The organism is Halalkalibacter okhensis (assembly GCF_000787375.1).
GTDB lineage: Bacteria > Bacillota > Bacilli > Bacillales > Bacillaceae_D > Halalkalibacter > Halalkalibacter okhensis.
Genome location: NZ_JRJU01000002.1, coordinates 152,256 through 171,610, shown reverse-complemented (window position 1 = coordinate 171,610; position 19,355 = coordinate 152,256). Strand labels below are relative to the sequence as shown.

Here is a 19,355-nt window from a genome sequence, read left to right as displayed (position 1 = left end):
TTATTAGGGGGATTTCTATTTTAAAATGTGATAGGGTAGACAAAGGCTCTATATTGTAACAATGAACGGCAGTTTGTGGCGAACGTCAATTTAAAGATTTGCAAAAGGATATAAAAGCAATTCCTTTGATGAAAAGTTCTATATCCTTATTGCGAATACTATCTAGTCATATCACCACTATCGTAATTAAACTGCCATTCGATTCCAAATTTATCTGTTAAACTGCCGTAGCACTTGCTCCAGAACGTCTCTTGGAGTTCTAGACGAACTTCGCCGCCATCTTTTAGTCTGTCAAAATAAGACTTCATTTTTTCCATATCCTTACTAATGATTGATAGGCTTATGTTGTTTCCAGCAATAAAAGGCATACCAGGGAAAACATCAGAAAACATAACATTGCTTCCATCTATGTTCAATCTTGTATGCATGATCAAATTCTTTGCTTCCTCTGGAAGAGGGTATTCTGGGTTTGGTGGAGCCTCACCAAAGGTCATTAATTGAGGTTGCTCCGTATCAAAAACCTGAGCATAAAACTCTACAGCCTCACGACAATTTCCATTAAAGTTAATATACACATCAATCGACATAAATCAGCACTCCTTTGTTTTTAAATAGTTAATCTTTGCTAGTATCATTCCATTTAAATTATATCAATGAACTGAGGATATTCAAAATTTAAGTGGGACAAGGAACCTGTCCCTGGTGTCCCTATGGACGGAGTACGATCGGCCGTGATGTTAAGTTATGATGGAAATTTTACTGCATAAATAAGAAGAAAAGCAGAAAGCCTAGTTTAGGCTATCTGCTTTTTTGAGCTGGTTACAATTCGCAACGTACTTTTTAATTTCATATACCGAACTGATTTTAGGCAGAGTTCACAAAATATTCACTTACGATAAAATTTAAAATTACTATACTTCGAAAGTATAAAAAGGAGTGGTGAAATTGCCAACAACAAAAAAAGAGAATTTGTATTTTGGATTGATGATGTGTTTTGGAATGGTTATTGGTATGGTACATATAATTTAGCTCTTCATGGACTGTTTCATGTTTTGTCTGTTTCAGCTATTCTAGCACAATATCTCATAGGTTTTATCGTTGCATTTATCGTTGAATCTTTTATTGTCGGTCCTTTAGCTCAAACGATCATAAAGAAGTTGCCTTACGTGAAGAAAAAGACGATCTATCAAATCCTTACGATCTCACTTCTAATGGTTACCGGGATGGTTCTAATCATGTCTTTATATGGATACGCAACAGCTTCTTTTGTTCAATCAAACGCTACAGAGCCATTCATCATCAGCTACTTGTCGATCGTACTCAAGAATTTCATTGTGGCTTTTCCGATTCAATTAATCGTAATAGGACCATTCGTTCGATATGCATTTGTTAAATTTGTCAAAGTGAATCATAGGGTGGAAACGGCATAAATTCAATTCAGGGGGAGGGTTCAGTTCATGACCTTGTCCTTTAGATACATGCTGAAGAGGAATTTAGGTTGAATGAATCGAAATAATACAAATTATGGAGTAATGTAGAAGTTAGCTTAGGAGGTATTCAGTATTGTTTTAAAATAGGTATGACTAAGATAATAGAATACCTTTTGAAAAGTGAGAGGAGGGAGGGGGTTAAGTGTTACGCAATACGGATTTCAATACACTGTTTCCATACTTAGCCACATCAGGGATGCTTTTACTTGTTACATCCTTTTTTGTACCTATTGTGGCAATCATTTTCATTCAAGATTGGCTATTCTTTTCTGTTGATCACTGGTCTTTTATTAGACCAAAAGCAGCTTATATCGGATTCGGTGCTGGAATGGTTTGGACTGCTATTGTTTTGTTTTCCTTATTGTTAACGAAGGTGTACTCGGAAAAGAGAGACCGAACGTATAAGTTAACATGGCTACATCTGCTTTTTCTTGGATTAGCTGTTATTCTGTTTGTATGTTCTATTACTCATTATGCTTATCTTGACGAGGATGGTGTTAAAAAAAATTCATTCTGGACATTGTCTGAGGACCGTATTGAATGGGATGATGTATTAGAAGTGACGAGGGTAGTGGATGAGAGTACGAAGCGAGTAACTGCATACTCGTTTTCAGATGGCAATCTAACTATTACGATTCCTTATGATTCACAAGATTACTTAACGGTTCAGTCTATTAAGTATCTCGTTGATACATATAATTGGGATATTGTTGATGTGGTTGAATGAGAGACAGGGACAAGGAATATGACTGTCCCTACTGTCCCTGATACTCAATAATGGTATTTATGATATTTGGTAAGTCTTTTTTCTGTTTTAATAGAAATTGGTAGAGTGCTTCTTTGTCTTCTGTATCTACATTCCATTCATTTGGAATAGATTGAATCACTTCATAGATGGATTCGTTTGGCAAATCTACAATATTATCAATATATGATGTTAGCTCTTGAGCATCATGTAAAAGAGAGTATACCCATTTATAAAAAGGCCAATGATAGGTATATACTGGCTCATTCATAAGTGTTTTTGAAGTCCATTGATAGCCTCCAGGAAAGCACCTCCCATGATCAATCATATGCACATAATAGCGTTCATCACTTAAGCGTTCTAAAATCACATTCATTGTTCCCCGGTCAGAGTTATTTAACCATTGGTCAAATACAGTTACACCAGCGAGCATATCCCGATTTTTAACTTCTGTTTTCGAGGGGAGAGATTGTCTAACATTTTCAAATACGGTCGAGTTTTCGATGAAGACGCAAGCATAATGAATTCCGGAATGATAGCTTTGTTTCTTTTTGTGTAATTGTGGAGTGTTTTTTAAGAAATCCTCTGGAATGTATACAAGTTTAAACGGGACAATGGGGAGTGAAAGGAGTTGAGCCAATTTGGACACTACATATTCATTGACTACTTCTTTTCCTCTTGCTTTTTTCACACCGAACCACTTTACTACGTATTTTTTTCCATCGCTGAACAGAATAACATGTGCAGTCCCCCCTCTTAATGTTTCTACATACTTAACAGGATGAATAACCTCATCTGTCGTGTTCTTGCTTGTTGTCATAAAAATACCTCCCTTACTTATTTTGAAATTTGCCCTCGATGATGCCGTAAAGTCTTTGTTGTTCCTGAATTTGCTTTTTTAAATCAAACTTTTCTTCTATGACCTGTCTTGCGAGTTTTGTATAACGACTCCATAGTTCTGGATGATCGAGGAAATGCATTAATCCTTGAGCCAGTTCAAAATCATTTTTCTCTGGTGCTAAGTATCCTGTTTTTTTATGCTCAATTAATTCTGGTATCCCTCCGTGGAAGGTAGATACAACTGGTAGACCACTAGCCATGGCTTCTTTTAATGCGTTTGGGATTCCTTCTACATCGCCATCTTCCCCTGTTTCGCTCGCAAGACAAAAGAGGTGGGCAGTTTTTAATTCTTTTGAAATTTGCATCGAATTCATAGATCCCCTAAGAAAAACTCGATCATGTAATTGTTGTTCATCGATATGATTTTGAATCTTTTCTTCATCCTTCCCTGTACCAATTATGTGAAGTGTGACTTGTGGGTATTTATCTTGAATTCGTTGGAACGCTTTTAATAGTGTGAGAAATCCTTTTTTCTCTACCAGTCTGGCTACGGATAAGATTCTGATCTCCCCATTTGCAGGCAAAGAATGAGTTGAAAATGGATGTAAATCTAGGTCGAGTCCGCCATAAAGAACGTGTATTTTGTTTTCTGGAAAGCCTAATCTTTTTAATTCACCTGCAAGAAAGTGGCAAACGGCGAAATAACCTTCTCCGTATTTGACTAACTCCTGATATCGTTTAAGGTTTTTACGGTATCTTTTTTCTGTTTGTGTAGAGGAGTCACGGCCACGGAAATGGACGATTAGAGGAATGTCATACTTAGTGGCAATTGGTAAAATATCGAGAGCGTGTTTTCCTTGATGTGCATGAATGGCTACTACATTTTGTTCTTTAAAGAAGGCACTAAGATCTTGAATTTCATTCAAATTATAAAAATCTTTAAACTTAAATAAAGCATTGTTACTATTTGGAAAGGGACCTATTACAATAGGACGATATTGATCTAATAGAACAGTCTGATCATACATAAATCCTTGATTTACTTTCATAGGTTCCTTTATATAAAAAGCAATCGTCTTCAAATTTTTTACCTCCTTTGTCTGTTTGATATCAAGTTTTCAATGAAAAGTTGAAAGATTTGACGATCGCGTTCACTTAAATCCTCTGGAAAAGCGGACCACTTAAAAAATTGCACTTTCTGTATTTCTTTTTCGTCTGGCTTTAAATTACCACTGCGTATATCTTCTGTTACATAAGCAATGGTAACAGGATAATATTCATCGCCATTAGGTAACTGAGTATAGAAGTGGTTCCCGGAAAAAACTCCAATTAATTCAAGGTCGCCGATCTTAATCCCTGTTTCCTCTAGAATTTCACGCCTGCATGCCTCTTCTGCAGATTCTCCCAATTCAATAAAGCCACCTGGCAATTTCCACATTTCGTCAGATTGTACCATCAGGATGTGGCTATGTTGATCGATAACCAAAGCAGTTACCCCGGTTAAGACTAAAGGTCTGTTTCCAACAAGGGATCGTAGTTCTTCAATATACCCCATTAATTTTCTCCTTTCTGATGATTCTCTTAACATAAGAAACTATGAATGGGAGTTCTTTTCCTATTAAATTCAAGTTGATTGAAAATTGAACCGGACAAACATATATTTTCATATATTTTGGTGCAATCAACATGTGCTTAATAAGCGAACTAGTAGTAAATAGAGGATATATCCAAATTGATGAAACAACAATATAAACCTAGATCATTAAATAGAGTTTTTCATATTTTAGATTATGAAAGTTAAAAAGTAGGGAGAAGGTGATTTAGATGAATGAATTCAAATTAATTACAGTGGAACGAATAGAGAAGGGTGATAAAAAGGAGCTTAAAATTAAAAACCCAACTAAATTAAAACTAATTGGGAAAGGCAGCCAAGGTGCTGTTTTTCAGCTGAGTGAAGATCGGTGTGTAAAAATTTACGTGAAGCCAAATGCGGCAATGAAAGAAGGAAATGCACTAGAAGCAGCAGCTGATCTTAATATTGTGCCGCAAGTTTATGAAGTCGGATCAAACTATGTCATTATGGAGTATTTACAAGGTACAAATTTAAAAGATTATTTAAAAAAGATTAAAAAAATGCCCAAAGAATTCACGGAACAAATTATCATGATTCGAAAGGAATTAAAGAGAGTCGGATTTACTAGAATAAAGACTTCAATTGGGCATTTTATCGTAACAGAGGGAGATGTGCTAAAAGCAATTGATCATTCTGATGGTCTTACCATGCATGATCCATATAACCCAAAGATGTTTCGTGATCTTAAGAAATTAGGTTTATTGAACACTTTTTTGGAACAAGCAAAGGAGATCGATCCTGACTCTTATGAAGATTGGCAAGAAAATATCGATTTCAGTTCGATATAGGGGAAGAAGCTTAATGGTGCCAGAAAGAAAGCTCGTAATAGTCCGAGCTTTTTCTTATGCGAAGAGAAAGGATCCGTGTTCTAACACTCTCTGATTGCCTGTGGCAATTAGAGAGTAATAGCTTTGATAATTTTTATAAATGTAATTCATTGTTAAAGGGACATAGAAAGGAGGATTTGTTTTGATTGCGGAACTGTACAAACAGCGGGAAATATGAATTTAATAAAATCGTGGCGATTAATAAATTATATAGCGTGAAGAGGTAGCCTTGTATTTGTGATGCATGACTTTTAATTAGCGAAGTAAGGGGACGGATCTCTTACTTTTTTAGTTCCGATATAATGAAGGAAACACTCTAAAGGGTCAAAAAAATTTGAAATACAGGTTAATCCCTGAAGTCCTGTGACAATAAATAGTGAAAAGGTGAAGTCCTTTTATTTTAGTGCCTGTTCCCCGGTGCTTTAAAATGCGCTGGAGAGCAGGCACCTTTTTCAGTTTTTTCCGGATTGAAGAAAGGATAGTTGAAAATGAAAATTCGGATGAATCATAAAATTATTCTATCAATTTCGATGTTTCTGAATTATACCATTGTCATTTCGGAACCTTTTATTTATAATGGTTTACAAATGTTAATAAATAATTAGATATTAAGTTCAAAATGTTTTTTGGAGTAGGAGGTACTATGTTTATACAAAATAGAATTGATAAGCTACGCATGGAAATGAGTAAAGAGAACCTTGATGTGGTATTAATTGTTTCTGCTGAGAATCGACGTTATTTTTCAAATTTTACTGGGACAAGTGGCGCCTTATTAATTTCGGAAAACGAAATGATTTTACTGACAGATTTTAGGTATGTTCAACAGGCGAAAGAGGAAGCGCCAATGTTTGAAGTTATTCAGCATATTGGTGTGTTATCGGAATCCGTTGGAGCGCACTTAACAAAAATGAGGGTGAACGAAGCTGGGATTGAAGACTCGCTTTCTATAGGTTTTTTAAGAGACATTAAGAAGAAGGCCAGTTCTCTATCAATTGTCTCCATAGATGAAGCGGTGGGTAATATTCGTAAAATAAAAGATGCAAGTGAGATCGAGAAAATAAAAAAAGGTGTAGCCATTTGTGATTTAGCTTTTAAGCACATTCTTACGTTTATCAAACCAGGATTAACGGAAAAAGAGATTGGGTTAGAACTCGAGTACATAATGAAAAAAAATGGTGCTGAGGGAATTAAAGCAAATCATGTGATAGCTTCTGGTGAACGATCTTCGTTACCACATGGTGCGGCAACCAATCGTGTTGTTCAAATTGGTGAATTCGTGAAAATGGATATAGGAGCTATCGTTGAAGGCTATTACTCTGACTTTACACGAACCGTGGTCATAGGCGAACCAACGGAAAAGCAAAAAGACATATATAGCATTGTGAAACATGCGCAACTAGAAGCTCTCAAACATATAGGACCAGGAAAAGTATGTTCAGAATTAGATGAAGTAGCCCGTTCAATTATTCGGGAAGCGGGGTACGGTGATAACTTTGGCCACAGTTTAGGACATGCCCTCGGCTTACAGATTCATGAAAAGCCAGTTATGAGGTCTACGGATAAAACTGTGCTAGAACCTGGTATGGTCATCACAGTTGAACCAGGTATTTATCTTCCAGGCTGGGGAGGAGTTCGAATTGAAGACCTTCTTATTATCACAGAAGAAGGCTATGAGAATGCTACTAAATCAACAAAAGAATTGCAGATTATTAACGCAAATTAAAATGACATCTAGAAAGTGGGGAATACAGAATGAAGAAATTACATAATTGGTTATCAGCTCTAATCATTAGTACCCTAGTACTTGTGGGGTGCGCTAGTGAACCAGAAAGTGGAACAAGTGAAGTACAAGAGGGTGGATCATTAAGAGTGGCCGTTCTTTCAGATGCCACACAGCTAGACCCCCACTTGGGAGCGGATATTCCATCTGCCAATGTTTATCACGGAAAAATCTATGAAACTCTTGTTACGCAAGACCAGGATATGGAGATTCAACCAGGGTTGGCAGAAGAATGGGAGAGAGTAGATGATTATACTTGGACGTTCAAGCTAAGAGAAGGAGTTACGTTCCATGATGGAACTGATTTCAACGCTGAAGCTGTATCAGCTACGATTGAACGAGTTCTCGATCCAGAAGTAGCCTCTACTCGTGCTTCTTTATTTGAGATGATTACAGAAATTGAAGTGATAAGTGATTATGAAATAAAACTAGTAACTGAATATCCTTTTTCACCACTTTTATCTAATCTTGCTCACTATTCTGGGGGGATCATCAGTCCAGCAACTATTGAGGCTGACTATGATGGAAGCAGTTCTTTAGGGGAAAATCCAGTTGGTACTGGACCATTAAAATTTGGCTCATGGAACCCAGGTCAAGATATTGTTCTCATAAACAATGAAGAACATTGGGGTGGTGGCATGAAGGTGGATGAAGTGGTCTTTAAAGTGGTACCAGAAGATTTAACCCGTCTTGCAGAAGTGGAAACAGGAGAGGCGCATATTGCCGAGCCGGTCCCAACTAGTGATCTTAGTCGAATTGAAGGGTCTTCAGAAATGAGCCTCTATCGAAGTGAAGGATTAGGAATTGATTATATTGGTTTTAATATGAATAAAGAACCTTTCGACGATATTCGCGTAAGGCAAGCAATAAATTTAGCAGTTGATACCGATGCTATTGTTGAACATGTCTACAATGGAGTTGGGATTAAGGCTGAAGGACCTATGGGACCGGGAGTTTGGGGCTATCATCCGGATATTAAAGGTTATGACTATGATATCGAAGAGGCAAAACGTCTGTTAGCTGAAGCTGGTTATGAGGATGGTTTTGAAACGACCATTTGGACAAATGATAATAAAGAACGTATGGATATTACCGAAGTCGTACAAGCGCAATTGTCTGAAATTGGAATAGATGTCAATATTGAAGTGTTGGAATGGGGGGCGTATCTAGAGAATACGGGTTCCGGTCAACACGATATGTTTATTCTTGGTTGGTCTAATATGACGGGAGACGCTGATTACAATCAATATTATTTATACCACTCGGACACACATGGGGACGCAGGAAATCGTTCATTTTACCATAACGAAGAAGTGGACCGTTTAATTAATGAAGGTCGTCAAGAATCTGATTTAGAGAAGCGTTTAGCCTTGTATCATGAAGCACAAGAAATTGAAGTGGAAGATGCTCCGTTGGTTCTACTTAGGCACACAGAATATGTTGCAGCGATTGGGAACGGTGTAGAAGGCTTCTGGCTTCACCCATCTCGCATTATGATGTTAGATGAGGTGACTATTCAATAGGGGAAGGGAACATGACAGGTGACCCACTCTTTGTTGAGACAAGACAAGGAGCCATGGCATTGGTTACTGAAAAGAGCGAAAAGTTGTGAGGATCAGAATCATAGAGGTGAATTTCATATACATGTAAGTCATTGCTAAAAGGTTAAAAAATTTGAAATCCAGTTTAAAAGGGTGATCCAACTATGTTTGGAATCACCCTCTTTTCCGTTTCGTTAGTATTTAAATTTTTCGCCCAATGATTTAAAGGCACTGAAAAAAGGTACCTTGAATGCGCAGGTCATAAAATAGGCGAAACATTTAAAACACAGAAGTGCTAGTTACCAATTTATTTAAAATAATTGAGAATACTAGAGTTTAAAGAGTATATCACAAAATAATTATTGCTCCTCTAATATAACGAAATTTATAAAAACAGACACCTATTCCTAAAAAAAACACACCAGACCAAAAAAATATTCTGTATAATCAAACTATACCAAAAAACGTAAAGGTTTCTTAATGTCTTTTACGTAAAAGTAGTATTAGTTCACATCTTATGTAAGCGCATACAAAAAATACTTTGAAAAGGGTGATTGAATTGCAAAACTTTGAAAGTGTTAACAAAAGCTTTATTAATGGAGAGTGGACGGAAGGAAAAAGTCACAGAACCTATGATATTACTAACCCCTTTGATGACTCATTAATTATGAAAGTCCCTTTAGCAACGAAAGGGCAAGTAGCAGAAGCTTTTGAGGTGGCAAAGGAAGCCCAGAAAATATGGGGAAAAAGGACAGTAGAAGAACGCCGTGAAGTCTTGCATAAAGCTGCTGAGTATTTAAAAGAAAATCGTGATGAGATCGTTAATCTAATCAGTCGAGAAACCGGAGGGACTATTTTAAAAGCGAATGTGGAGTTACATTTAACGCTGGAATTTCTTGAGGAATCTATTAAGTATGCAGACGAAATTAATACCGTAAAAGAAGTTCCAGGTCATGTTGATGGAAAGTTAAATCACATTCATCGAATCCCGTTAGGTGTAGTTACGTCAATTTCACCATTTAATTTTCCAATGAATCTATCCATGCGTACGATTGCACCAGCCATAGCATTAGGTAATAGTGTTGTTCATAAGCCAGATATTCAAGTTGGGTTAAGTGGAGGAATTATTCTTGCAAAAGCATTTGAGCATGCAGGCCTACCAAAAGGTGTTCTAAATGTTATCATGACTGACGTTGAAGAGATTGGCGATGAAATGCTGACAAATCCTCACTCCAAGTTAATTAGTTTCACTGGTTCTACAGCTGTAGGAAGAAAAATAGGTGAAATTGCTGGACGTAACTTGAAACGTGTTGCGCTGGAGCTAGGTGGCAATAGTCCATTAATTGTATTATCAGACGCAGATGTAGATCGTGCTGTTGATGCGGCTGTTTTCGGTAAGTTCATTCATCAAGGTCAAATTTGTATGATTATTAATCGTATTATTGTCCATCAAGATAAACATGATGAGTTTGTTGAAAAGTTCGTAGAAAGAGCAAAAGCACTACCTTATGGTGATACAAGCGATCCAAGTACTGTTATTGGACCACTAGTTAACAAAGCACAAATGGTAAAAGCACTTAACTTTATTGGAGAAGCAAAGAAAGAGGGAGCAACAGTCGCGCTCGAAGGTCAACGCATTGGTAATGTTTTGACACCTTTTGTTTTCACGAATGTTAATAATTCTAGCAAACTTGCACAAAGTGAATTGTTTGCCCCAATTGCAACGATTATAAAAGCAGAAACAGATGAACAAGCGATAGAATTTGCGAATGATACAGAGCATGGATTAAGCTCAGCTATCTTTACATCTGATTTGCAACGTGGAGAAGAGCTTGCATTACAAGTAGATGCAGGTATGACTCATATTAATGATCAAACAGTAAATGATGCACCGTACATTCCTTTTGGAGGTAACAAAGCTAGTGGATTGGGACGCTTTGGGAATCCATGGGTAGTAGAAGAATTTACGGTTACAAAATGGGTTTCTGTTCAAACGAAGTATCGCCAATTTGCTTTTTAATTGTAAAAAAAGGAACAAATTAGTAGTGATTTACTAATTTGTTCCTTTTACTGTGATGAATTCAATTTTTCCATGATTTTTCTTATACTGCATAGGAGTTAACCCCGTAACCTTTTTAAATGTTTTAGAAAAGTGTTTGACTTCAAAAAAGCCAACTTTCGAAGCGACGTCAGCTACTAACAAATCTTTAGAGGATGAAATTAATTCTTTTGCCTTTTGAATCCTATAGGAAACAAGGTATTTTATTGGACTTATCCCCATCTCCTTTGTAAACATTTGACTTAAATAGGAATTGCTAATATTCAGATTTTCAGCAATGTAGTTTACGGTAATCTCATCTGCATAATGATTATGAATAAAATCAATGGCTTGTAGAACAAAAGAGTTTTTGACCATTGTACTATTGGAAAGCTTGCCTTTTAGTAATAGGATATTTTCGATAAAGTCATTACACCGTTGTTCAATGGAGCAATAAAATAATTCTCTTGGAGAATAACTGTCGCTAAACGTATTATTGCATAAGCTATTATATTTGGTTACTAGTGCACTTAACAATGAAGTTTGACAGTAATAAAATAAATTATAGCTTAAGCTAGGTTTCACATAATCTAAGAATAGCTGTTTAATTAATTGTATGAGTTTCGGATCAGCGATATTTAGGTTAATAATTTCTTTAATTTCTCTAAGAATTTCATCAATGACCGTATAGTCAATTTCTTTTCTTATTGAATGGATGTATTCTTGAGTAATTAAAGGTGCATCTTGGCAAAAGAAAAAGTAAATTTGTTGTCGATGAAATGCTTCATATCCTTCCCTGATATCTTCAATATTTTTAATATAGGTACTTCTGTACTTTAAAGCTGTTTTCATATCCATTACTTTATTAAGTTTGTTTGTAACTTCTAATAGAACTCGCTGTTGAGTCGCCTCGCTCTTAGAGTGATCAGCATTTATAATAATTCCTATTAATAGTGGATTGATATAAAAAGCTTCGCCTCCATGATATGAATCTAACACGTCTTGAGACTCCTTCACAAACTCTTCCCCAACAAAGTAATAAATATTTTTATTGAGATCATGATCCGAATATTCGATGTCTAATAAATTACAAATGTACAGATAGTAGCCGGATAAATTTAGATTAAGGTTAGCTATTTTCTTATAATATAAAAATTCATTATAAGTAACTCCTCGTAAAATGTCTTTGAGATATTCTGCTTTTTCTAATGTTTTAATTCTCGAATTCATAATAAGATTTGAATCTTTTGCTTCACCGATCGTATTAAATCGGCAATTGTATCTTTCGATTAAGGAGAGTTGAAAAAAATGTTTTAAACGGTTAAGTAGATGTTGATTTGGGTTGCTAGTAACTGAGTAAGCGATTACATTTTCAGGCTTTAAATGAAAGGCAAGTAGGGTTGGAGAAATATTGGCGTGCATTAAATCAACAAAAAAATTCTGCACTCTGTATATAGGATGGAGAAGCTGAAAAATAATAATATCAGCCTTTAGTTCAACAGCCTTATCAATACATGTTTCATAGGAATTAGTGACGTAAGTAATCGAAAATTCTTTCGTATTATTAGCAGCGAACTCAGTAATAATAGATGAAATTTCATCTTCGGCGCACAAAATGATTGATAGACTCATAGGTACCCCCTCCATAAGATTAAATAGATTTTACAACATCTGAATTCTTTTTTCTATAGATAAAAAAATACTATTGAAAATCATCGGAAAATTATAAAAAATAACACCTATTGCTAAAAAATGAACACCAGAATTAAGAATCAATTCAGTACAATGTATTTAACAACAAGATACATACAAAAATTCATTTTAGAAAATGAAATAAAGAGAAAAAATAGCTATCTGATCATTCGTTAGTAAGCGTATTCAATGTAATGGTAGCACAAGAAATACTTTAATTGTAGATAAAACAGAACATAAGGAGGTTAGTATGGAAAACAAAATAACTGATTTTTCATTGAATCTATTTTCATTAAAAGGCAAAGTTGCTATTGTGACCGGAGCTAATCAAGGACTTGGAATGGCATACGCAGTAGCTTTCGCAAAGGCTGGAGCGGATTTATTTATCCCGCATCTAACAGAAGATGTTTCAGAAATCACACAATTAGTTGAAGAAACCGGACAAAAAGTAAAGTTTCTACAAGGCGATTTAACAGATAAAAACTATATTCAAAATATCGTTGATACATGTATGAGGGAATACGGCAGAATTGATATTCTTGTCAATAATGCTGGAGCAAGTAAGTTTGGAGAATTCACGGAATATCCAGACGCAGCCTGGGAAAAGATCATGGACATTAATTTAAATGCAGTCTATTACTTAAGCAAAAGAGTGGCAAAGGAAATGATAGAACAAAAGTCAGGAAAAATTATTAATATTGCTTCAGCTCTTGCCTTCACTGCAGATAAGAAATGTCCACCGTATACAACGAGTAAGCATGGAATCGTTGGTTTAACAAGAGTGTTTGCAGCAGAAACGGGGCAATACAACATTCAAACCAATGCCATTGCACCTGGGTTTCTCGTGACAGAAGTAAATCAAGAAATCAGTCAAAATAAAGAGTACTACAACAAAATCAATGACCGCATTCCTCTAGGTCGATGGGGCGATCCATATGATTTGATGGGAACCGCTTTGTTCCTAGCAAGCAGTGCATCAGATTATATTAATGGATTTACGATCAGTGTTGATGGAGGATTTGCATCAACGATTTAATAAACAGGAGGTGCTCTTTTGAAAACAGTTGCAGTGACAAAGATTGGTAGCTTGAAAGATCCAAATGTGGAAACAAGAGGGAGAGTGGAGGTCCTAGATTTCCCAGAACAGGAGTTAGGAGAAGAAGATGTGCGACTGAAGGTAGCCTATTGCTCCATCTGTGGTTCAGACCCTCATTTAGTGGAAGGAGTCTTTGACCTCGAGCCCCCATTTGGTCTAGGTCATGAAGTATCCGGGACGATCGTGGAACTGGGTTCAAAGGCTACGAAAAAGGGATTGAAAATTGGAGATAGAGTGGCTGGTAATTTCCTTAAGTTTTGTGGCACATGCTACTACTGCTTAAACGGACAGGAGCAATTTTGTGAAAATCTCTTCGATTATAACCGGCCAGGAATGGCTGAAACGATTGTTTGGCATGAGTCACAAGTTTGGAAGATTCCAGATGACGTATCTTTAGAAGAGGCTTGTTTATTGGAGCCAGTTGCAATTGCAGTAAGAATTGTCGATAAAGCCAATATGAAGGTCGGACAGCGTGTCGCGATTTCAGGTGGTGGACCTATTGGCCTATTAACCTTGCAAATGCTTAAACATTTTGGAGCAACATCGTTAACACTAATTGAACCTATTGAAGAAAGAAGAAATCTAGCAAAACAATTTGGGGCAGATTATGTCATTGACCCAATTAATCAGGATGTCGAAGAGGAGTCAAATCAAATCAATGATGGTCGAGGATTTGATGTAGTGATTGAAGCATCAGGATCTCCAAGAGCTGCAAATGTTGCATTAGAGATTGCAGCTAAAGGAGGAACGGTATTATATATTGCGATGTTTCCGAAAGAGTATGAAATGCCATTAAACCTTTATGATAAATGTTATTTCAACGAATTGACGATTTCAGGGATATTTGTGGCACCTTATGCCTTTCCAAGGGCTGTCCAAATGCTTCCTAAACTAGATTTAGAGCCTTTTATACAAAAAGTATTTTCACTTACACAAGGAGTCGAAGCGTTTGATGCTCATATGAGTGGAAAGTATCCAAAAGTATTAATTAAATGTGATGAATAAAAGTTAGTAAATTCTAAGAAAAGAGGTTATGACACATGGGAAATGTTGATATCGAATTAGTCACACAGCTTGAAGATAAAGCCATTGATATTAGAAAAGATTTATGTACGTATATTTATCGCATTGCAACAGCAGGGCATTTAGGTGGAGAGTTGTCGATGGTTGATGTGGCTGTCGCACTTTACTATAAATATATGAATTATGATCCAACAAATCCAGAAATGCCTGATCGAGACAGACTTATTTTAAGTAAAGGACATTGTGGTGAGACGTTGTATACGATCTATTCAGATTTAGGAATGTACACAATGGATTATATGGTTGAGCATTTTAACACGCTTGCAACAGGCAAATTTAGTATGCACCCAAATCGTAAATACATTGAAGCGATTGAAGCGTCAACAGGTTCTTTAGGTCACGGCTTACCAATTGCAACTGGGCTTGCTTTAGGTGCAAGAATGTCTGGTGAAAAGTGGAGAACGTTCTGTATTTTAGGGGATGGTGAGCTTCAAGAAGGAACAAACTGGGAAGCATTTATGGCAGCAGGTCAATACCAATTGGGGAACCTAGTTGCTATTGTGGATAAAAATGATCTACAAATGTCAGGCAATACGGCCAACACCGTTACTGTGGACCCACTTGATGAAAAACTAAAGGCATTTGGATGGGATGTTATTGAAATTAATGGGAATGACATGAGAGAAGTTTGCGAGGCATTGGAATCTCTTCCTGAATCAGACCCTCATGTAAGAAGAAAACCAGTCTGTATCATTTCAAATACGGTAAAAGGTGCTGGTGTAGCTTTTATGGAAAATGTTGTTGGCTGGCATGCAGGTTCATTAAGTAAAGAAAAGTTAGAAGAGGCAATTGAGTCCATTGAAAATACAAGGAAGGTGAGACAATAATGACGACTAGAGTAACATTAAATTTTGACGAGATTTTATCATCTGCTAGAGAAGTGTATGGGACGGAATTAAGAAAAATGGCTGAAGAAGGGTTAGAATTTGCTTTTACTTGCTCTGATAACGTAGCTCCTTCTTCTACAGTAGGAAAATTTATGGCCGATTATCCAGATCGTTGCTTTAATGTGGGAATTGCTGAAGCGAATCAAGTAGGGGTTTCAGCAGGCTTGGCACTTTCAGGAAAAGTCGTATTTTCACAAGTATTTGGACCATTTCTACCATTAAGAGCTGCAGATCAAATACATGCCGATATTGCCTACAACGATGTACCTGTTAGATTAATAGGAACTCATGCGGGTGTTACATCAGGTGGAGGCCCAACACATAATGTGATTGCTGATCTTGCCTTTTACCGGGCAGTACCTAACTTAACGATTGTTTGTCCTGCTGATGCCAATCAGTGTGCAAGAGTTGTTAGAGAATCTATGGTCTATCCAGGTCCAATGGTCATTCGCATTGCACGGGGAGCAGAGCCAGATGTGTATGCGGATAATGATTATGAATTTAAAATTGGTAAAGCAATCAAAGTGAAGGAAGGCACTGATTTAACACTTATTGGTACAGGTAGCAGTGTATATTGGTCATTCAAAGCGGCTGAAGAACTTGCAAAGCAAGGGATTCATGCAAGAGTATTAGATATGCATACAATTAAACCGTTTGATGAAGAAGCTGTCTTGCAAGCAGCATCAGAAACTGGATGTATTGTCACAGTAGAAGACCATAGTATCAACGGTGGACTTGGTGGGGCGGTTGCAGAATTGATTGCTGAATCTAGTATTCCTTGTCGGTTTAAACGAATTGCTCTCCCAGACGAATTTTGTGTGCTTGGTGAGCCAGACGAAGTTTACCGTTATTATGGGATGGCACCAGAAGGAATCGCTGAAACAGTTAAGGATTTCTTGAAGTAAATAGAAGCTAATCAGCTAGTATCATCCAACTATTAGCTGAGCTTCCTCAGATTTTAAACAAAACACTAACCAGAAACTGAAAGCGTTTACGAAAAATATTATGGGGAGTTTACAATGCTATTTATGTCACTTTAAAAGTTCTAGAGAAAAAATAGAAGAACTTAGAATTTATACTTATAAAAAACTAATTTAGCAGGGGGAAATACTTATGAACAGATTTTATTTACTAATGGTTTCATTGGTGGCTGTTTTGACTTTAGCAGCATGTGGTTCAGCAAACCAAAGTTCATCAAACGAAAACCCAGCTAATCCAGCTGATCCAGCTCCAACTGAAAACGTGGATACTAGTGACTCAGATTTTGTCATTGGTGCATTGTGGTCTGCGACATCTGTTCCACCAGTTCAGGTGATTCTAAATAGACTTGAAGAAGTTGCGGCTGAGGCAAATGGAACTATTGTAAACATGGATGCGCAATTTGACCCACAAACACAAGCGACACAAGCTAGAAATCTATTAACACAAGGTGTAGATGCTGTATTTGTGAACGTTATTGATCCAGAGGGGATTGTACCAAGTGTTAAAGAACTACATGAAGCTGGCATTCACGTTATTGTTGGTACACTTCCAGTTTCGCCGTCTGCTGATGAATATATTGCCTCATTTGTGGGGCCAGATAATATTAAAGCGGGTAATCTTGCTGCTGAATTGATGCAAGAGGCGCTAGTAGATGGAGGAAAGGTAGCCATTATTGAAGGAGACCCTGGAATTACGGTGACAGAGCGAACGGCAGGCTTTGAGCAAGCATTAGAAGGAACAAATGTTGAAATTTTAGAGAAACAAGTGTCAGAGCAATGGGACCGTTCAAGAGCATTAGCGATTATGCAAAACTACTTAACGAAGTATCCTGACCTTGATGGTGTTTTCGTCCACAACGATGATATGGCAATGGGAGCGATTCAAGCTCTAAGACAAGAGGGCAAGCTAGATCAAGTTTCTGTCATTAGTTTAGGTGGAACATTTGAGGCAGTTGATGCAATAGAAGCTGGAGAAATGTATGGAACGGTAACGGAAGATTTAGTTTGGACGGCTGAAATGCAAATGGAGGTAGCAAAAAAAGTCATTAATGGTGAAGAAGTAGATAAAGTTGTCGATGTTCCTTTAGGAAAACTGACGATTGACAACTTAGATAGCTTTACGCCGACTTATTAATAAGAATCTAGTTCTAGTATAACCTTAGAATCTTTAAGAAGGGCTTTAGTAAATAAGCCCTTCTGTTTAATATTCGTGCCAGAAAAAATACGAGTGGGTGATAGTAATGAGTATTTTAGAAATGAAGAGAATCAGCAAATCATTTCCAGGAGTAAAGGCGCTTAAAGATATAGAATTAGAAGTTCGTAAAGGAGAAGTCCATGGACTTCTTGGTGCGAACGGTGCTGGGAAATCGACATTAATGAAGGTGCTTTCAGGGGTGATTCAGCCAGATGAGGGCGAGATATACTTTAAAGGTGAAAAAGTAGAATTTTCATCTCCGCTCGATGCCCAGCATAAAGGAATCGTCATTATTCATCAGGAGCTTAGCCTTGTACCAATGCTATCAGTCGCTGAAAATATATTTTTGGGAAGGCTTTTTGGCAGTAAATACAATGTGAATTGGAAAGAAGTCCATGAGAAAGCAACATATTATTTAAAACAGGTTGGAACAGACATAAACCCAGCTACGATTGTGAGAGATCTTAGTGTAGCTCAAATGCAACAGGTTGAAATTGCCAAAGCACTTTCCTTTAATGCCGATTTAATTATTATGGATGAACCGTCTGCTGTATTAAGTGGATCTGAATTAACACAGTTGTTTGAAACGATTAAAACCTTAATTAAACAAGGAGTAACGGTCATTTATATCTCCCATCGCTTAGAAGAAATTGATCGCATATGCAATCGGATCACGATTATGCGAGATGGAGAAGCAATTGACACAAAAGTTGTAAAAGAAACTAGTAGAGAAGAGATCATTAGAGGGATTGTTGGTCGTGATGTCGAGGAAGAATATCCAACTATGGAAACGTTAGAACTCGGTGATGAGATATTATCCGTGAACAATCTTAGTCTAAAAGGGAAGCTCCGAAATGTAAGCTTTCAGTTGAAAAAAGGTGAAATTCTCGGTATTGCAGGTTTAGTAGGGGCGGGTAGAACAGAAATAGCTCGTTGCATTTTCGGAGCCGATAAGTTTGATGAAGGTGAATTAGTATACAAAGGTAAAAAGATTAACGTTTCGAATCCGAGAAAGGCAATTGAACTCGGAATTGCTCTTGTTCCAGAGGATCGAAAAGAACACGGACTTATTACAAAATTTTCATTGAATCGAAACTTTACAATGGCGGCATTGAAAAAGATAAATAAGCTTGGATTTATCCGTTGGTTTAAGGAAAATGAGGCTTCTAAGGAATTGGTTCAAAAGCTTAGTATTAAGACACCATCCATTCATCAATTAGCCGTGAATTTAAGTGGAGGGAATCAGCAAAAGGTAGTCGTTGCAAAGTATTTATTTTCGGATGCCGATATTTTAATACTCGATGAACCGACAAGAGGTGTCGATGTTGGGGCTAGGCGAGAGATTTATACGGTCATTCAAGACCTAGTCAAAAATGGAAAGTCAGTTTTATTGATTTCGTCTGACTGGGCGGAGCTTATTGCTTTAAGTGATCGAATTGTGGTTCTCCATGAAGGTCAGGTAAAAGGAGAACTGGCAGGATCTGAAGCAAGTCCTGAAAAGATTCTTCAAAAAGCACTAGTTTAAGAA

17 protein-coding genes are annotated in these 19,355 nt (G+C 36.9%); 12 read left to right on the top strand and 5 right to left on the bottom strand.

Annotation, left to right across the window (positions count from 1 at the left end):
• Positions 1 to 158: 158 nt before the first annotated feature.
• Positions 159 to 587 (bottom strand): VOC family protein, encoded by a 429-nt coding sequence (locus LQ50_RS02500; RefSeq protein ID WP_034625742.1) that lies wholly within the window; start codon positions 585 to 587, stop codon positions 159 to 161.
• A 402-nt stretch (positions 588 to 989) separates the two neighbouring features.
• On the opposite strand from LQ50_RS02500, the gene LQ50_RS02495 reads away from it, so the two are divergent.
• Together LQ50_RS02495 and LQ50_RS02490 are read left to right on the top strand one after the other, a co-directional pair.
• Positions 990 to 1,430 (top strand): DUF2798 domain-containing protein, encoded by a 441-nt coding sequence (locus LQ50_RS02495; RefSeq protein WP_237563626.1) that lies wholly within the window; start codon positions 990 to 992, stop codon positions 1,428 to 1,430.
• 202 nt (positions 1,431 to 1,632) lie between these two features.
• Positions 1,633 to 2,217, top strand: coding sequence for a hypothetical protein (locus tag LQ50_RS02490; RefSeq protein ID WP_034625740.1), 585 nt, complete (start codon positions 1,633 to 1,635; stop codon positions 2,215 to 2,217).
• 28 nt (positions 2,218 to 2,245) lie between these two features.
• Here the strand turns inward: LQ50_RS02490 and LQ50_RS02485 are convergent, their stop codons facing one another.
• Genes LQ50_RS02485 through LQ50_RS02475 form a run of 3 tightly spaced genes read right to left on the bottom strand, consistent with a single transcriptional unit; the run spans position 2,246 to position 4,630 of the window.
• The gene (locus LQ50_RS02485) at positions 2,246 to 3,055 is read right to left on the bottom strand and encodes a HipA family kinase (protein ID WP_034625737.1); all 810 of its coding nucleotides are present in this window, start codon (positions 3,053 to 3,055) and stop codon (positions 2,246 to 2,248) included.
• A 13-nt stretch (positions 3,056 to 3,068) separates the two neighbouring features.
• The gene (locus LQ50_RS02480; protein ID WP_034625735.1) at positions 3,069 to 4,157 is read right to left on the bottom strand and encodes a glycosyltransferase; all 1,089 of its coding nucleotides are present in this window, start codon (positions 4,155 to 4,157) and stop codon (positions 3,069 to 3,071) included.
• Positions 4,158 to 4,162: 5 nt separating this feature from the next.
• On the bottom strand, positions 4,163 to 4,630 hold the full coding sequence (locus tag LQ50_RS02475; protein ID WP_034625734.1) for an NUDIX hydrolase: 468 nt from the start codon (positions 4,628 to 4,630) through the stop codon (positions 4,163 to 4,165).
• Positions 4,631 to 4,899: 269 nt separating this feature from the next.
• On the opposite strand from LQ50_RS02475, the gene LQ50_RS02470 reads away from it, so the two are divergent.
• The 4 genes from LQ50_RS02470 (at position 4,900) to LQ50_RS02455 (ending at position 10,876) form a co-directional block, all read left to right on the top strand.
• Complete coding sequence (locus tag LQ50_RS02470) at positions 4,900 to 5,496, top strand: RIO1 family regulatory kinase/ATPase domain-containing protein (RefSeq protein WP_052144545.1); 597 nt, start codon at positions 4,900 to 4,902, stop codon at positions 5,494 to 5,496.
• A 682-nt stretch (positions 5,497 to 6,178) separates the two neighbouring features.
• Positions 6,179 to 7,258 carry a M24 family metallopeptidase gene (locus LQ50_RS02465; RefSeq protein WP_034625731.1) on the top strand — a complete coding sequence of 360 codons (1,080 nt, stop codon included), beginning with the start codon at positions 6,179 to 6,181 and terminating at the stop codon, positions 7,256 to 7,258.
• Positions 7,259 to 7,287: 29 nt separating this feature from the next.
• The gene (locus LQ50_RS02460; RefSeq protein ID WP_034625729.1) at positions 7,288 to 8,838 is read left to right on the top strand and encodes a glutathione ABC transporter substrate-binding protein; all 1,551 of its coding nucleotides are present in this window, start codon (positions 7,288 to 7,290) and stop codon (positions 8,836 to 8,838) included.
• 577 nt (positions 8,839 to 9,415) lie between these two features.
• Positions 9,416 to 10,876: an aldehyde dehydrogenase family protein gene (locus tag LQ50_RS02455; protein WP_034625727.1), complete on the top strand. Its 1,461-nt coding sequence runs from the start codon at positions 9,416 to 9,418 to the stop codon at positions 10,874 to 10,876.
• A gap of 33 nt (positions 10,877 to 10,909) precedes the next feature.
• Here the strand turns inward: LQ50_RS02455 and LQ50_RS24215 are convergent, their stop codons facing one another.
• Entirely contained in the window at positions 10,910 to 12,526 is a 1,617-nt protein-coding gene (locus tag LQ50_RS24215; protein ID WP_052144544.1) for a helix-turn-helix domain-containing protein, read from the bottom strand.
• Positions 12,527 to 12,836: 310 nt separating this feature from the next.
• On the opposite strand from LQ50_RS24215, the gene LQ50_RS02445 reads away from it, so the two are divergent.
• From LQ50_RS02445 to LQ50_RS02420, 6 genes are all read left to right on the top strand, one after another.
• Positions 12,837 to 13,622, top strand: coding sequence for an SDR family oxidoreductase (locus LQ50_RS02445; RefSeq protein WP_034625724.1), 786 nt, complete (start codon positions 12,837 to 12,839; stop codon positions 13,620 to 13,622).
• Positions 13,623 to 13,640: 18 nt separating this feature from the next.
• A complete protein-coding gene (locus LQ50_RS02440) occupies positions 13,641 to 14,687 on the top strand; it encodes a zinc-dependent alcohol dehydrogenase (RefSeq protein ID WP_034625722.1) in 1,047 nt (348 codons plus the stop codon).
• 35 nt (positions 14,688 to 14,722) lie between these two features.
• Positions 14,723 to 15,592: a transketolase gene (locus tag LQ50_RS02435; protein ID WP_034625719.1), complete on the top strand. Its 870-nt coding sequence runs from the start codon at positions 14,723 to 14,725 to the stop codon at positions 15,590 to 15,592.
• Positions 15,592 to 16,557: a transketolase family protein gene (locus LQ50_RS02430; protein WP_034625717.1), complete on the top strand. Its 966-nt coding sequence runs from the start codon at positions 15,592 to 15,594 to the stop codon at positions 16,555 to 16,557. Before LQ50_RS02435 ends, LQ50_RS02430 begins: the two co-directional genes overlap by 1 nt.
• 208 nt (positions 16,558 to 16,765) lie before the next feature.
• Positions 16,766 to 17,767: a sugar ABC transporter substrate-binding protein gene (locus LQ50_RS02425; RefSeq protein ID WP_034625714.1), complete on the top strand. Its 1,002-nt coding sequence runs from the start codon at positions 16,766 to 16,768 to the stop codon at positions 17,765 to 17,767.
• Positions 17,768 to 17,873: 106 nt separating this feature from the next.
• A complete protein-coding gene (locus LQ50_RS02420) occupies positions 17,874 to 19,352 on the top strand; it encodes a sugar ABC transporter ATP-binding protein (protein ID WP_034625711.1) in 1,479 nt (492 codons plus the stop codon).
• Positions 19,353 to 19,355: the final 3 nt, after the last annotated feature.